This is a genomic window from Micromonospora sp. NPDC003944 (assembly GCF_053605225.1).
Genome location: NZ_JBSGIV010000001.1, coordinates 178,762 through 192,727, shown reverse-complemented (window position 1 = coordinate 192,727; position 13,966 = coordinate 178,762). Strand labels below are relative to the sequence as shown.

General features: G+C 72.1%; 18 protein-coding genes. 7 read left to right on the top strand and 11 right to left on the bottom strand.

Features of this window, described 5'->3' with window-relative positions; translation table 11 throughout:
* Positions 1-41: 41 nt before the first annotated feature.
* The 4 genes from ACWER9_RS00885 to ACWER9_RS00870 form a co-directional block, all read right to left on the bottom strand.
* Positions 42-467: an Hsp20/alpha crystallin family protein gene (locus tag ACWER9_RS00885; RefSeq protein ID WP_452299816.1), complete on the bottom strand. Its 426-nt coding sequence runs from the start codon at positions 465-467 to the stop codon at positions 42-44.
* A gap of 158 nt (positions 468-625) precedes the next feature.
* Positions 626-1,345 (bottom strand): ATP-binding cassette domain-containing protein, encoded by a 720-nt coding sequence (locus tag ACWER9_RS00880; protein ID WP_452299815.1) that lies wholly within the window; start codon positions 1,343-1,345, stop codon positions 626-628.
* A 25-nt stretch (positions 1,346-1,370) separates the two neighbouring features.
* Complete coding sequence (locus tag ACWER9_RS00875; RefSeq protein WP_452299814.1) at positions 1,371-1,886, bottom strand: DUF2087 domain-containing protein; 516 nt, start codon at positions 1,884-1,886, stop codon at positions 1,371-1,373.
* Positions 1,887-1,940: 54 nt separating this feature from the next.
* Positions 1,941-2,456, bottom strand: a complete 516-nt coding sequence (locus ACWER9_RS00870; protein ID WP_452299813.1) for a MarR family winged helix-turn-helix transcriptional regulator — start codon at positions 2,454-2,456, stop codon at positions 1,941-1,943.
* 69 nt (positions 2,457-2,525) lie between these two features.
* Between ACWER9_RS00870 and ACWER9_RS00865 the strand changes: the two genes are divergently transcribed.
* Positions 2,526-3,806: an MFS transporter gene (locus tag ACWER9_RS00865; RefSeq protein ID WP_452299812.1), complete on the top strand. Its 1,281-nt coding sequence runs from the start codon at positions 2,526-2,528 to the stop codon at positions 3,804-3,806.
* Here the strand turns inward: ACWER9_RS00865 and ACWER9_RS00860 are convergent.
* Complete coding sequence (locus tag ACWER9_RS00860; protein WP_452299811.1) at positions 3,754-3,945, bottom strand: DUF397 domain-containing protein; 192 nt, start codon at positions 3,943-3,945, stop codon at positions 3,754-3,756. The two genes, ACWER9_RS00865 and ACWER9_RS00860, sit on opposite strands and share 53 nt — an antisense overlap.
* Positions 3,936-4,706: a DUF5753 domain-containing protein gene (locus ACWER9_RS00855; RefSeq protein WP_452299810.1), complete on the bottom strand. Its 771-nt coding sequence runs from the start codon at positions 4,704-4,706 to the stop codon at positions 3,936-3,938. Before ACWER9_RS00855 ends, ACWER9_RS00860 begins: the two co-directional genes overlap by 10 nt.
* A gap of 203 nt (positions 4,707-4,909) precedes the next feature.
* On the opposite strand from ACWER9_RS00855, the gene ACWER9_RS00850 reads away from it, so the two are divergent.
* Together ACWER9_RS00850 and ACWER9_RS00845 are read left to right on the top strand one after the other, a co-directional pair.
* A complete protein-coding gene (locus ACWER9_RS00850; protein WP_452299809.1) occupies positions 4,910-5,206 on the top strand; it encodes a hypothetical protein in 297 nt (98 codons plus the stop codon).
* A 6-nt stretch (positions 5,207-5,212) separates the two neighbouring features.
* A complete protein-coding gene (locus ACWER9_RS00845) occupies positions 5,213-5,611 on the top strand; it encodes a sigma factor (RefSeq protein WP_452299870.1) in 399 nt (132 codons plus the stop codon).
* Between the two features lie 42 nt (positions 5,612-5,653).
* Here ACWER9_RS00845 and ACWER9_RS00840 read toward each other — a convergent pair whose 3' ends face one another.
* Positions 5,654-6,160, bottom strand: coding sequence for a DinB family protein (locus ACWER9_RS00840; RefSeq protein ID WP_452299808.1), 507 nt, complete (start codon positions 6,158-6,160; stop codon positions 5,654-5,656).
* Positions 6,157-7,188: an aldo/keto reductase gene (locus ACWER9_RS00835; protein WP_452299807.1), complete on the bottom strand. Its 1,032-nt coding sequence runs from the start codon at positions 7,186-7,188 to the stop codon at positions 6,157-6,159. The genes ACWER9_RS00840 and ACWER9_RS00835 overlap by 4 nt, the downstream gene beginning before the upstream one ends.
* 123 nt (positions 7,189-7,311) lie before the next feature.
* On the opposite strand from ACWER9_RS00835, the gene ACWER9_RS00830 reads away from it, so the two are divergent.
* The gene (locus ACWER9_RS00830) at positions 7,312-8,865 is read left to right on the top strand and encodes an ArnT family glycosyltransferase (protein ID WP_452299806.1); all 1,554 of its coding nucleotides are present in this window, start codon (positions 7,312-7,314) and stop codon (positions 8,863-8,865) included.
* Positions 8,866-8,878: 13 nt separating this feature from the next.
* Here ACWER9_RS00830 and ACWER9_RS00825 read toward each other — a convergent pair whose 3' ends face one another.
* Positions 8,879-9,361: an RrF2 family transcriptional regulator gene (locus tag ACWER9_RS00825; RefSeq protein WP_452299805.1), complete on the bottom strand. Its 483-nt coding sequence runs from the start codon at positions 9,359-9,361 to the stop codon at positions 8,879-8,881.
* Between the two features lie 113 nt (positions 9,362-9,474).
* On the opposite strand from ACWER9_RS00825, the gene ACWER9_RS00820 reads away from it, so the two are divergent.
* The gene (locus tag ACWER9_RS00820; protein ID WP_452299804.1) at positions 9,475-10,215 is read left to right on the top strand and encodes an SDR family oxidoreductase; all 741 of its coding nucleotides are present in this window, start codon (positions 9,475-9,477) and stop codon (positions 10,213-10,215) included.
* Between the two features lie 37 nt (positions 10,216-10,252).
* On the opposite strand, the gene ACWER9_RS00815 is transcribed toward ACWER9_RS00820, so the two are convergent.
* Both ACWER9_RS00815 and ACWER9_RS00810 read right to left on the bottom strand, forming a co-directional pair.
* Positions 10,253-10,825 (bottom strand): GNAT family N-acetyltransferase, encoded by a 573-nt coding sequence (locus ACWER9_RS00815; RefSeq protein ID WP_452299803.1) that lies wholly within the window; start codon positions 10,823-10,825, stop codon positions 10,253-10,255.
* Positions 10,825-12,111 carry an MFS transporter gene (locus tag ACWER9_RS00810; RefSeq protein WP_452299802.1) on the bottom strand — a complete coding sequence of 429 codons (1,287 nt, stop codon included), beginning with the start codon at positions 12,109-12,111 and terminating at the stop codon, positions 10,825-10,827. Before ACWER9_RS00810 ends, ACWER9_RS00815 begins: the two co-directional genes overlap by 1 nt.
* A 79-nt stretch (positions 12,112-12,190) precedes the next feature.
* Between ACWER9_RS00810 and ACWER9_RS00805 the strand changes: the two genes are divergently transcribed.
* The gene (locus ACWER9_RS00805; RefSeq protein WP_452299801.1) at positions 12,191-13,123 is read left to right on the top strand and encodes a LysR family transcriptional regulator; all 933 of its coding nucleotides are present in this window, start codon (positions 12,191-12,193) and stop codon (positions 13,121-13,123) included.
* 337 nt (positions 13,124-13,460) lie between these two features.
* Positions 13,461-13,925, top strand: a complete 465-nt coding sequence (locus ACWER9_RS00800) for an HNH endonuclease (protein ID WP_452299800.1) — start codon at positions 13,461-13,463, stop codon at positions 13,923-13,925.
* Positions 13,926-13,966: the final 41 nt, after the last annotated feature.

Here is a 13,966-nt window from a genome sequence, read left to right as displayed (position 1 = left end):
CGGCGCGCAGGCGCGCCGGTCCCACCCGTCACCGTGGCCGATCAGGCGTTGATCTGCCGGCGGCCGTCGCCGTTGGCCTTGATGGTCACCCGGCGGGGCTTGGCGCGCTCGGCGACCGGGATGCGCAGCGTCAGCACCCCGTTCTCGTAGCCCGCCTCCAGCTTGTCGGTGTCCAGCGTGTCGCCGAGGAACAGTTGCCGGGTGAAGGTGCCCATCGGGCGTTCTGCGGCGACCAGCTCGACGCCGTCGCCGGCGGGCCGGCGTCGCTCGGCGCGGACGGTGAGCACGTTGCGCTCGACCGTGCAGTCGATGCTGTCGGGGTCGACGCCGGGCAGGTCGAACGCCGCGTAGAAGTGGTCGCCGTCGCGGTAGGCGTCCAGGTGCATCGTGGCGGGACGGGCCGCCGTACCGAAGAACTGCTCGGCGAGCCGGTCGATCTCGCGGAACGGGTCGGTACGCATCAACATGGTCATGCCTCCTCGGTTCTCCTGGCCGAAGGTGATGAGTTGAGCCGTGGTGACTCAACTTCCTCTTCTTATTTAGCGTGTGCGGAGGCGAACGTCAACTGCTGCTCGAACCAGTGCTCGGCGGTCACCAGTCGATCATCACCGCCCGATCAACGGCTTTATCCGGTCGTCCCCGGTGTCGAGTGCTCGCCGATGCGCAGCAGCGGCCAGTCGGCCAGGTCCCGCAACAGCTGCCGATCGTGGGTGGCGACGACGACGGCGGCGCTGGTGTCGCGGATCGCGGCGGTCAGCTCGTCGGCCACTGTCGACGACAGGTGGTTTGTCGGTTCGTCGAGCAGGATCAGCGTGGGCCGCCCGGCAAGCACCAGCGCCAGGTCGAGGCGGCGCTGCTGTCCCTGCGACATCCGCCCGACGGGCGTGCGCATCGCGGCGGAGTCCAGCAGCCCGAGCGACCCCAGCGACACGACCTCGGCGTCGGCCAGTACCCCGGCTGACACCAGTCGTCCGACCTGGCGGGCGTACACCTCGTCGGGGCCGAGGTCGGGGGCCTGCCCGGCGGTCTCCTGGGTGAGCCGGGCGACGCGTGCCTTGCTCGCCGTCCAGGCGTACCCGTGGGTGGGTTCGAGCGCTCCGGCGAGCACCGCGAGAAGTGTGGATTTCCCGGCGCCGTTGGGCCCGGTGACGAGCAGCCGGTCGCCGCCGTCGATGGTGAGGTCGACCGGACCAGCGAGCCGCCCGTCGACGGCGAGGCCCTGCGCGCGTACCTGCGGCGCGCCCGACCGTACGCCGAGGTCGGGCAACCGTAGCGTCGGCGGCGGTTTCGGTACGTCGATCCGGTGCGCCTGGAGCGCGTCCTGCTGCCGGTTCAGGGCCTGCACGACGCCCGGCGCGCGCAGCGGACGATCAGAGCCGCTGGTAGATGCCGTTCTCGCGGGTGAGCAACCGCTCGTCGATCAGGTACCGGCGCAGCGTCGCGTGATCGGAGCCTCCCGTGGCGCACCACGGCTTGAGCGCGTCGTCGACGGCCCGCTCCGGATAGCGGGTGCCCGGCTCGAACGACTGCTCGGCGATGTGCGCCAGCAGGATCCGCCGCCGGCCCCGCTGCGCCGGCATGCCCACCAGAGCGCCCGCCCGCAGGAAGGTCCGCAGCACCGGGTCGACGCCGGGTTCGGCGTCGTCGTCGGGGCGGCTGTCGCGCGCGGTGGCCCGCAGCGCCGCGTCGTCGGCCGCGAGCGCGCCGTCCGCGCCGGTGACGAGGCCCGCGTCGGTGAGCCGGCGGACGCCGGTGAGCACCACCCGCGCCGGCAGGTCGGCGCGTTCGGCGACCTCGGTCGCGCTTGTCGCACCCAGCACGATCGCGGCGAAGATCCGTCGCCGTCCGTCGTCGGCCAGGGCGCCGGCCATCGCATGCGCAGTCACGCCGGTCACCCTCGCATCAGCGGTACGCGGGCCGCCAGGCAATTCCCGGCGCGCTCAGTCCGCCGCCGGCGCGCTGTGCGGCTGCTCGGCGACGAGCAGCACCCGGCGCAGCAGGTCGGAGAGGTCTCGTCGCTCGGTCGCGGTGAGCGCGCCGAGTAGACGGTGCTCCTCCGCGCCCTGAACCTCCATAGCCCCGCACCAGGCGGCCCGGCCCTCCTCGGTCAACTCCACGTCGACGCGTCGACGGTCGACTGTCGACGGGATGCGCCGCACGTAGCCCCGCCGCAGCAGTGCGTCCACCCGCGCGGTGATGGAGGCGGGGGCCATCGTGAGGTCTCCGGCGAGGTCCGACGGTGCGGCCCGACCACCGCGGCCGGCCAGGGCGTGCAGGGTGTCGTACTCGTGGGCCGGCAGGTCGAAGTCGACCAGAACCCGCTCCTTGACCGCCCGCAGGTGCCGGGTCAACCGGATCATCCTGGTCACCGCCCCCTCGACGTCCGCGTCGAGGTCGGCAACCACGGGCAGCCAGCGCTCGATGTGCTGATCGACGGCGTCCTGGGGAGTGGTCACCGCGTCAGCTTACCTCAGTACCGAAATATTCGTTGCCGAAATATTAGATGCCGAAGTATGTTGTCGGGCATGGCTCACCCCCTGCGCAACCACTCCTTCCGCCTGCTGTTCCTGGGCCGCACCATCTCCGCCCTCGGCGACGCGGTGGTGCCCGCCGCGCTGGCCCTCGCGGTGCTGCGCGCCACCGACTCCACCGGCGCGCTGGCCGTCGTCCTCGCCGCGGCGATGGTCCCCCGGCTGCTCCTGCTGCCCCTCGGCGGTGTGGTGGCCGATCGGTTCGACGCCCGCCGGGTCGCCCTGATCGCCGACCTGGTCCGCTGCGCGACCCAACTCGCGGTCGGCGTGGAGTTGCTCGGGGGCGACCCGTCGCTGACAGGCGTGGTGGTGGCGTCCGCGCTCGGCGGCACCGCCTCGGCGTTCGCCATCCCGACCGCGTCTCCGCTTGTCGCCGGCACCGTCGAGGCGGCCGACCGGCAACGCGCCAACGCCCTGATGGGGGTCACCGCCAACACCAGCCGCCTCGCCGGGCCGGCGCTGGCCGGCGCGTTGATCTGGGCCGCCGGGCCCGGCTGGGCATTCATCCTGGATGGTGCGTCGTTCGCGCTCAGTGCCGCGCTGCTCGCGCTGCTACGGGTCCGCCACGTCCCGGTGCCCCGCCGGTCCGTCCTCGCCGACCTGCGGCACGGCTACGGCGAGGTATGCGCCCGCGACTGGTTCTGGACCAGCCTGCTCGGGCACGGCGTGTGGAACGGTGCCGCCGCCGTGCTGATGACCCTCGGGCCGGCCGTCGCCGTCGACCGCCTCGGCGGCGAGACGACCTGGGTCCTGCTGTTGCAGGCCGGCGCGGTCGGGATGCTCACCGGGTCGCTGCTGGCCGGTCGGGTGCGGCTGCACCGGCCGGTGCTGCTGGCCAACCTCGGGCTGGCCTGCTACGCCGCGCCGCTGTTCCTGCTCGCCATCGCCGCGCCCGCCCCCGCGGTCATCGCCGCCTACGCGGTGGCGCTGACCGCCCTCGGCTACCTCAACCCGGTGTGGGAGACCGTCGTGCAGCACCACTTTCCACCGGAGGTCCTGGCCCGGGTCACCTCGTACGACTGGTTGGTGTCGCTGGGCGCCATGCCGCTGGGCTACGCGCTGGCACCATTGGCCGCCGACGCGTTCGGCGCACCCGTGCCGCTGGCCGTCGCGGGCCTGCTGGTCCTCGCCTCCTGCGCGGGCACCGCGCTCGTCCCCGGCGTACGTCGGCTCACCTGGCCGGCCACCCCGCAACCGCGACCGGCCGACCCCGGTGACGAGGTCAGGCGGCGTGGCGTGCCCGCGCGACGAAGCACCGCCACGACGCGGGGCTGAAGGCCAAGGTCGCGCCATCGCGATCCTTCGTGTCCCGCACCAGGACCACACCCGGGAGGTTGTCGGCGACCTCGACACAGTTACCGCCGTTGCCGCCGCTCTTGGTGCTCTTCCGCCAGCGCGCGCCGGTCATGTCCATGCTGCTGCCGCTTCTCTGAGGAGTGCCAGGGAACGCCCTCGGGGCAGTGCCTCTCCGCGAATCCGCTCCCACCGTCGCTCCAGATTAACAAGGTCCGATGGCTGGTCCAGGATCTGCGCCTGGGCCGCGCTGTCCACGTGCGCGACCCGGGAACCGTCCGGCATGTCCGCGATGGTGAACGGCCCGTCGAGCCCCGGGTAGCTGGGCGCGTCCGCCGGGACTATGTGCAACTGGATGGTGCCCGCTTCGGCGTGCCCGATCAGGCGCGCGAGTTGCGTGGCCATCAGGGATCGGTCGTCGCCGACGCGCCGTCGCAGCACTCCCTCGTCCAGCACTGCCACCAGCAGGGGCCCGCCCTCTCCCGCGGCGAGGATCGCCTGTCGGTGGAGGCGTGCCTCGGTGAACTCGTCGATCGTCTCCGCCGCCAGCATCCCGCCGGCCAGGGTCGCGCGCGCGTACGCCTCGGTCTGCAACAACCCGGGCACCCACGCCAACTCGAACGACCGCAGCGTCACCGCCTCGCGTTCGAGATCGACCCACGGCCGGAACCACACCGGCTCACGGCGGTGGCCCGCATCCGGCCACAGCGTGTCGACGCCCTTGGCGAGAAGGTCAGCGACGGTAGCCCGGTGCCGACTCTGTGGAACGTGCCCCGGGTTCGCCCACCGGGCGACGGTCTTCGGGTGCACCCCGATCCGGTCGGCGAGGCTTTCGGCGGTGTGACCCGCTGCGGCGAGCGCTGCGACAAAAGCGTGGTTCATGCCGTCCTCTCCTGGTGCAAAGCGGCTGCGATGAAGACATAACGTAACGCTGTGTGCTTGTCCAGCGACTGTCGGCAAAGTGCGGTTTAGGCGGCGCGGCCGGCAGGGATGTCGACCCGGCGGGCGCGTTCGCGGGGCCGTTTCCGGTGGGCGAGCACTCCCGGAAGCGGCCCCTTCCCAGACGCCGAACAGAGGGAAGACCGGTGCCGGACAAGGTAGAGAAGCCGGGCAGGCTCAGGGCCGGGGACGTGGTCCTCCTGACCACCGCCGCGAGCGTGCAGTTCCGGAAACCGATAGTCGTCCGCGTCATTCGCGAGATCCCCGACCGGCACACGTACGACGGTTGGCTCTGGCTCGACGCCTACCAGCTCAACACGAAGGGCGAAGCGGTCGCCCGGCGGGAACTGTTCGTGATGCGCGCGGGCCTGCGGTTGTGCGCCTCCGGTAAGGCACGCCCGCCCGCGCCGGCCCGACGTCGCGCCACCCCGCGGGCCGTCTGATGCCCGATCGCCGCACCCGCGCTTCGTCGGCTGGGCCGCGTCGAGTCACCGAATCCACCAAGCTGGACCCGCAGTTACCGGACCGGTAAACCTCGCGACCCGCCGTGGTGTCTTGCTTGTCGACGAGGCCGGAGGTCAGATGAGGGACTCGCGTGGAGCGGAGTAACCGGGGACCGGCACGCTGCGGAGGACCTGCTTCAGGAGGTGCTGGAGCAGGTGCACGTGCGCTGGCGTCGGGTGCAGAGCAGCCCGGAGGTGTACGCGCGACGCGCGCTTGTCAATCGGTCGATCAACAGGTGGCGGTGGCGTGCCCGCCGTCCGGAGCAGTCACTGGGCGACCACGACGATGTCGCCCGCGACCACGCCGACACCGTGACAGCTACCAGCCTCCCGGTCGGTTCCTGATACGGGCCTGAACCGCTGCCCGATCGCGCGTACCGACTGGTCCTACTCGCCGGTCGGGCCGCCCGCGAGTTCGGTGACCACGTCGAGGTGGCCCAGGTGGCGGGCGTACTCCTGGATCAGGTGGAACAGCACCCGCTCCAGCGACGCCGGGTCCGCGCCGTTCCACCGCGGGCCTGGCGCACCGATCTCGGCCAGGTCGTGTACCGTCACCACGGCCGTGGTGTGCGCGCCCTGTGCCCGCAGCGCCGCCACCAGGTCCGCGCGGGTCTCGCCGGGGGCGACGTACCAGCGGTCGTCGCGACGGTCACCCCACGGCTCGGCGACGTCCCGACCCTGGAAACCCCACTCGATCCACCGCAGCTCGACGTGGCGCAGGTGCGTGAGCAGTTCCAGTGGGGTCCACCCGGACGGCAGGCGGCTGCGCCGCAGTTCCGGCTCGGGCAGCGCCGACACCTTGTCCACCATGGACTCGCGGAAGTAGTCCAGGTAACGCAGGAACACCTCGGTGCGGCTATCGGCCGGGCCGGTCGGCTCGGGGAACGCCGTCATGACCCGGTTGGCAGGTCGCGGCCCCGCTGGCGCACACCCGCGCCGCCGTACGGGTAGTCGCCCACCTGCGGGGCGCTCGCCTCGTCCAGCAGTCGCAGGTGTTCGGCGTCGAGGACCAGATCGGCGGCGGTCAGGTTGTCGTCGAGCTGCTCGGTGGTCCGCGCGCCGAGGATTACCGAGGTGACCGCCGGTCGGGCCGCCAGCCAGGCCAGCGCCACCGCCGACATGGACACAGCCCGGTCCTCGGCGATCTGGCGGACCGCGTCGAGCACCCGCCAGGTGCGCTCCTCGGCGTTGCGACCCGCGTACGCCTCGACGCCGCGCTGCGGGTTCTCGCCGAGCCGCGTCGCGCCGGTGGGCGTGCTGTCGCGCTGGTACTTGCCGGTCAGCCACCCGCCGCCGAGCGGTGACCACGGCAGGATGCCGATGCCCTCGTTCTCGCAGACCGGCACCAACTCGAACTCGATCTCCCGGGCCAGCAGGTTGTACTGCGGTTGCAGGGTCACGATCGGGGTGAGGTTGAGGTGCTGGGTGAGCAGGGCTGCCTTCTGCAACTGCCAACCGGTGAAGTTGCTGACACCCGCGTAGCGGATCTTGCCGGCGCTGACCGCGTCGTCGAAGAACCGCAGGGTCTCCGGCAGGGGGGTAAGCGGGTCCCAGGCGTGCGCCTGGTAGAGGTCGACGGCCTCGACGCCGAGCCGTCGCAGGCTGGCCTCCAGGGCGCGGGTGAGGTGCACCCGGGACAGGCCGGCGTCGTTCGCCCCGGGCCCCATCGGGAACCGTCCCTTGGTGGCGATCACCAGGCGGTCACGCACGTCGGGCCGGCTGCGCAGCCAGCGTCCGATGATGTCCTCGGAGACGCCGGTGGAGTAGACGTCCGCGGTGTCGATGAAGGTGCCGCCGGCCTCGACGAACCGGTCCAGTTGGGCGAAGCTACCGGCCTCGTCGGTCTCCGCGCCGAACGTCATCGTGCCCAGACACAGGGTCGACACCACGGTGCCGGTGGTGCCCAGAGTGCGATAGCGCATATCGTCCTTTCGGTCCGAGTGACAAAGCCGATCTTCGCACTGACCCCGGCCACCCGCATACGGGAGTGTGCCGAACACCGCCACGGGCACCCACGCGGCGACGTCGACGGTCATCATGGGCGCGTGAGCGAGTCCGCGACCGACATCGACCGACCGTACGAGCCCACCCAGTCGCCGCCGACGGCGGTCCCACCCGAGCCCGGCGCGCGTACGCGCGGCCCGTGGCTGGTCGCCGCCGCCACCGCGGTGACGTTGCTGCTGCTCGCCGGCCGCTACGGTTACCACCGCGACGAGCTGTACTTCCTGCTCGCCGGTCGGCACCTCGACTGGGGTTACGTCGACCAGGGGCCGCTGGTCCCGGCGCTTGCCCGGCTGCTCGACGCGATCGCCCCAGGCAACCTGGTGGTGCTGCGTACCCCGTCGGCGTTGCTTGCCGGCGGCGCGGTGCTGCTGGTCGCCGCCATCGCCCGGGAGTTGGGCGCCGGCCGGGGCGCACAGGTGTTCGCGGCGGTGCTCGCCGGGTTGTCCGGCATCGTGCTCGCCAGCGGGCACCTGCTCAGCACCACCACCGTCGACCTGCTGGTCTGGTTGGTCGCGGCGTGGTGTGCGGTGCGGTTGCTGCGCACCGGTGACAGCCGCTGGGCGCTGGGCATCGGGCTGGCGCTCGGTGTGGGCATGCTCAGCAAGCTGCTGCCGGCGTTGCTGGCCGTGGGCCTGGTCGCCGGGGTGCTGATCGCCGGGCCGCGTCGGCTGCTGCGCGACACATGGGTGTTCGCCGCCGCCGGGATCACCGTGCTGCTGGCCGCGCCGAACCTGATCTGGCAGGCGGCCAACGGCTTTCCGCAGCTCGGCGTGGCCGCGTCCATCTCCGACGGCGACAGCTCCTACAGTGGTCGGCTCGACGCGTTCACCCTCCAGTTCGTCATCATCAGCCCGTACGCCGTACCGATCTGGATCGCCGGCCTCGTCGCGCTGCTGCGTCGGCCGCGGTGGCGGGCCTACCGGGCGGTGGGCTGGGCCTGGTTGGTGGTGGTCGGCATCGTGCTGATCGCCGGCGGCAAGGGTTACTACGACGCGCCACTGTTGCTGGTGCTCACCGCCGCCGGTGCGGTCGTCACCGTGGCGTGGGCGTCGCGCGGGTCACGCTGGTGGCGTCGCGGGTTGCTCGCGCTGGGCGTGGTGCCGTTCCTGCTGCCAAACGTGGTGCTGCTGCTGCCGGTGCTGCCGGCCGACCGGTTGCCCGGGTTCGTGGTCGACGTCAACTACGACGCTGGCGAGACGATCGGTTGGCCGGAGTTCGCCGACTCGCTCGCCGCCGTCCATCGGGGCCTGCCCCAGGACGAGCGCTCGCGGGCGGTCATTCTGACCGGCAACTACGGCGAGGCCGGCGCGGTCGCCCGGTACGGGCCGGCACGTGGCCTGCCCCGGGCATACTCCGGGCACAACAGCATGGTCGACTTCGGCCGGCCGCCCGCCGACGCGGACGTGGTCATCGCCGTCGGTTGGGACGGTCCCGCCCGGTTGAACGAATGGTTCGAGACCTGCACGCAGGCCGGCCGGGTGGACCAGCGGGTCGAGGTGGAGAACGACGAGAACGGCGGCCCGATCTTCGTGTGCCGGGGGCTGCGGCGTCCGTGGGCGCAGATCTGGGACACCGAGGTACGCCACACCGGCTGACCGGCCTTGCCGGTCAGCCGGCTCCGCCGCCCAACCAGGCCTGGATGCCGACCAGGGCCTCGGGGCCGGAGGTGACGTCGACGTCGCGGGCGAGGTCGGCGATGGTGATCGCGGCGAGCGCCTGACGCCACGCGTCCTCGGCCGACCACATGGCGCGGGCGACCGGGCACGGCGTGGTGCAGGCGTCGGCCGGGGTCGCGAAGGGGCCGCGCTGGCGGATCTCGGTGCAGACGAAGCTCGGGCCGGGACCGTCGACGGCGCGGACCACGTCGAGCAGGGTGATGCTCTCCGGCGCGCGGGTCAGCACGTAGCCACCCGACTTGCCCTGCACCGAGTGGATCAGGCCGGCGCGGGCCAGCGACTGGAGCTGCTTGGCGAGGTAGCTGCTGGAGACGTTGTGCAGTTCCGCGAGCTTGGCCGCCGGAACGGGCGTGTGGCTGGCGGTGAGCACCACGCAGCAGTGCAACGCCCACTCCACGCCGCCGGACATCTTCATGACGTCACCCTAGTCACCCCGTTACTCGGACTCATTCTGTCCGAGTATAGTTCTCGGACAAGGAAGGTCCGAGTTTCGCCACTCGGGCCCACAGTTACGGGAAGGTGCTTGGCATGAAGATCGCCGTACTGGGCGGAACCGGCCTCATCGGGTCGCAGGTCGTCAAGATCTTGCAGGCCGCGGGGCACGACGCGGTGCCGCTCTCGCCGTCCACCGGGGTGGACCTGCTCACCGGGCAGGGCCTGGCCGACGGGCTCGCCGGCGCCGAGGTCGTGGTCAACCTGACGAACTCGCCGACCTTCGACGAGGCCTCCCCCGCCTTCTTCCAGACGACCATGGACAACCTGCTTGCCGCCGCCGCCCGCGCGGGCGTGGGCCACGCGGTGATCCTCTCCATCGTCGGCGTCGACCAGGTGCCCGGCCTGGACTACTACCGCGCCAAGACCCTCCAGGAGGACATCCTCACGGCGGGTCCCGTTCCGTACTCGATCGTCCGCGCCACCCAGTTCTTCGAGTTCGTCGAGGCGATCATGTCCTGGACGGCCGACGACACCACCGTGCGGCTGCCCGGTACCCCGGTGCAGCCGATGGCCGCCGCCGACGTGGCGCAGGCCGTCGCCGAGGTCAGCATGGGCGCCCCGCTCAAGGGCGTGCGCAACGTCGCCGGCCCGGACGTCTTCGCCCTCGACGAGTTGGGGCGGATCACCCTGGCCGCCCGTGGTGACCAGCGCACCGTGACCACCGACAACGGTGCCGGCATGTTCGCCGCCGTGTCCGGCGACGTGCTCATCGGCGCCGACGACGCCGTCATCGCGCCCACCGCCTACCGGGAGTGGCTCAGCCGCCAGGCCTGAGGCGTCGACTCGCCCCGCACGCCGCCGTGGCAGACGATCACGACGGCGGCGTGCGGGTTGCGGCCCGCCACTCGCGCGCCAGCACCGCGAAGACGAGTTCGTCGGCCCACTCCCCGTCGAACAGGTAACTCTCGACATGGCGGGCCTCCGGCCGCATGCCGAGCCGCGCCATCATCCGGGCCGACGCCTCGTTGCGACTGTGGCACCGGCCGTAGACCCGGTGCAGCCCGACCTCATCGAACCCCCAGGCCAGCAGTGCCGTGGCAGCCTCGGTGGCGTACCCGCGACCACAGTGGTCGGGGTGGAAGACGAACCCGAGTTCGGCGCTACTGTCGAGCCGGCTGCGCCACACCAACTCCACAGTCCCGATCACCCCAGCGTCGGTGACCACCGCCACCGTCAGACAGTCGCCCTCCGCGCGCCACGCGTCCTCGCCCGCCATGGCCACCACCGACGCCCGCGACTGCGCACGGGTACGCGGCTCGCCGCCGAGCGTCCAGCGCACGACGTCGGGTCGGCGCTGAAACGCGTACACGTCGTCGAGGTCGTCGATCGTCACCGGGCGCAGGACGAGCCGTGCGGTACGGATCGGGTAGCTCGGCCGGAACATCACGCGATCGTAGAGACCGGCGCGGGGTGCTCGGCCGCCGGCCGACCGACGGCAGGGACGCGGGGCAACAGCAGCGGGCTGGTGAAGACCACCAGCCCGGCGACCGCGATCGCCGTGCGAGGGCTGGTGGCCTCGGCGAGCAGCCCGCCGAGCGCGCTGAGGACGGCGATGGCCACGCCGCTGCCGATCGACCAGGCCGACAGGGTACGGACGATGTGACCCTTCGGGGTCTGTTCCAGCCGGTAGGTGGCCAGCACCGGGTTGTACAGGCTCATCCCGATGATGATCGCCAGTTCGACGGCGATCACCGTGGCGAGGCCGACCACGCCGGGCTGGACGACGGCGAGGCCGATCAACCAGATCGCGCGCAGCGTGCCCACGGTGCGGATGACCCGGTGTTGGCCGTAGCGCGCCACGACCCGGCGGGCCAGACGGGACCCGACGAGACCGCCGACGCGGGGCAGGGCGAAGGCGAGGCCGTACTGCCAGGGCGGGAACCCCAGCTCGCCGAGGAGGAGTACGGCAAGCAGCGGCTCGGTGGCCATGATCAGCCCGCTGACGAGCAGTTGGTTGAGGTAGAGCGCGCGCAGGCCGCGGTGGGTGAACAGGTGCCGCCAACCGGCGAGCAGCTCACCGGTCCGGACCCGGCTGCCGCCGGTGCGCCCCGGGTGCTCCCCGTGGCCGCGGATGGCGGTGATGCCCAGCGCCGAGAGCAGGTAGCTGAACGCGTCGGCGACGACGGTGACGACCGGCCCGAACAGGCCGACCGCCGCGCCGCCCAGCGGCGGCCCGATCGCGATCGCGCTCCAGGTCGTCGACTCGAACCGCGCGTTGGCCACCAGGAGGTCATCCGGTCGGACGAGAGACCTCAGCAGGGCGCCGCTGGCCGCGGTGAAGGCGATCCGGGCGGTGGCGACCACGGCCGAGACGACAAGCAACTGCCCGAAGCTGAGCCGGCCCAGGGCGTACGCGACGGGGATCGACAGCAGGACCGCGAACCGGATCAGGTCCATGGCGATCATCACCTGCCGCTTGCTGTGGAACTCGACCCAGGGCCCGAGCGGCACCGCGAGCAGCGCGCCCACCGCCGGCCCCAGCGCGGCCAGCACGGACACCTGGGCGGGGCTGGCGTGGAGCACCAGCACGGCGATCAACGGCAACGCTCCGAACCCCAGCCCAGAGCCGTAGGCGCTGACCGCGTACGACGCCCACAACCAGCCGAACCGCCGCCCCAGCGACACGCCGCACCCCCGCTCCGACAACTCGACGTTGACCGCGAGGATCACAGCAACGCCGGTGATCGCAGGTCAAACAACCGACGCCGGGGCGAGTCACAACCCGACGTTGTGTCCGTAGGGTTGCCGGGTGAATCTCGACGCCGTACGCACGTTCGTCGCCGCCGCCGACGCCGGCCAGTTCCAGGACGCCGCGGTCGCGCTGTCGATCACCCAGCAGGCCGTCTCCAAGCGCATCGCCGCCCTGGAGAAGGACCTCGGCGTACGACTGTTCACCCGCACGGCTCGCGGCACCCACCTGACCGTCGACGGTCAGACGTTCCTCCCACACGCCCGTGAATTGCTCCGGGCCGAGGCGCGCGCCGACGCCTCGGTACGCCCCGGCCGACGGGCACTGCGGGTCGACGTGCACAGCCGACGGATCGCACCGGCGGTGCTGTTGCAGGACTTCCACCGTGCGTACCCCCGCATCGAGCTGGACGTCGTCACCCTCGACGCCGACGTCCACGCCGCGACCGCCGCCGTCGAGGCGGGCACCGTCGACGCCACCTTCCACGCCGTCACCGTCGCCGCGCGCCACCTACCGGCGGCGATCCGGACCGTGCGGGTGATCGACGAGCACCACGAGCTGCTCGTCGGCCCACGCCACGCGCTCGCCAACGCCGGCAGCGTCACGCCCGCGCACCTCGCCGAGCACCGCATCTGGATGCCCGGCCTGGCCCCCGGGACCGAGTGGGCCGACTACTACGACGAACTCGCCGCCGCGTTCGGCCTCACCATCGACCTGGTCGGGCCGGTCTTCGGCAACGAGGTGCTGCTGGCCGAGATCGCCGACTCCGCGGAGCTGGCGACCCTCGCGGGCGAGCGCACCCGCTATCTGTGGCCGGACAGCTACGACCTGCGGCGCGTACCGGTGCGCGACCCCGCGCCGATCTATCCCCTGTCGCTCATCTGGCGCGACGACAACCCCCATCCCGCACTGCGCACACTTCGCGACTACCTCGACTCCCGACGGGCACAGGCACCCGCCACCGAGGTCTGGCTGCCGCACTGGGGTCGGTGACCGGCCCACCCCGATCGGGCGGTTGACGTCCGCGACCCTCCCCTGTCAGACCTCTGTGACACGGGGTGTCAGAGAAATCTGACGCTCCCGCTGAGAGGGGAAACCAGGATGAGCGGCACCTCGCCGACAGGTGACGAACTCGTGTCGCTGCTGCCCGCACCGGCCAGCCCGCACCGGCTGCGCGGTGGACATCGCGCAGACCTCCACCGCCGACCGCTCGCCGCGGTCTGCCGACAGCACGACCGCCCACCGGCCGGAGCGCGGCCAATCGCCAGACGGGCGCGCCGTCGTGTCAGCGTCGTTCGACGATGGTGCGTGACGTGGGTACGGTGACACGGTGCTCGCGGCCGTGAAGGGTCTGTCCCGCTACCACACCGAGGAGTCGCTGCGCGCCTACCTGCTGGAGCGCTCACACCGCACCGAGACCGGCTGCCTGGTCGTCGAAGGTTACGGGCAGCGCCGCGGGGTGCACCAGAAGGTCGCGGGCCGGGCGTGGGCGCACATCGCCGCGTACGTCGTCTTCCTCGGCGGGTACGACCCCGCCCTCGACGTCGACCAGACCTGCGGCGCCGCCGACTGTATCGAGCCGACTCATCTGCGACAGCTCAGCCGGACCGACGCCTGCCGCAGCCGAGTCCAACCGGCACAGTGCCGCAACGGCCACGACCGTGAGCTCGACCCGGCGACCGGCCGATACCGTCGGGTCTGCCGGACGTGCAACCGAGAGGCGCAGCGGCGGTGGCGTGAACGCGAGGCCGCCGCCGTGGCCCAGGCCCGCGCCACGTACGGCCGCTCGTCGTAGCGGCCCTCCGCCGCATCGAGAGGCCACCTGAGTTACCCGCC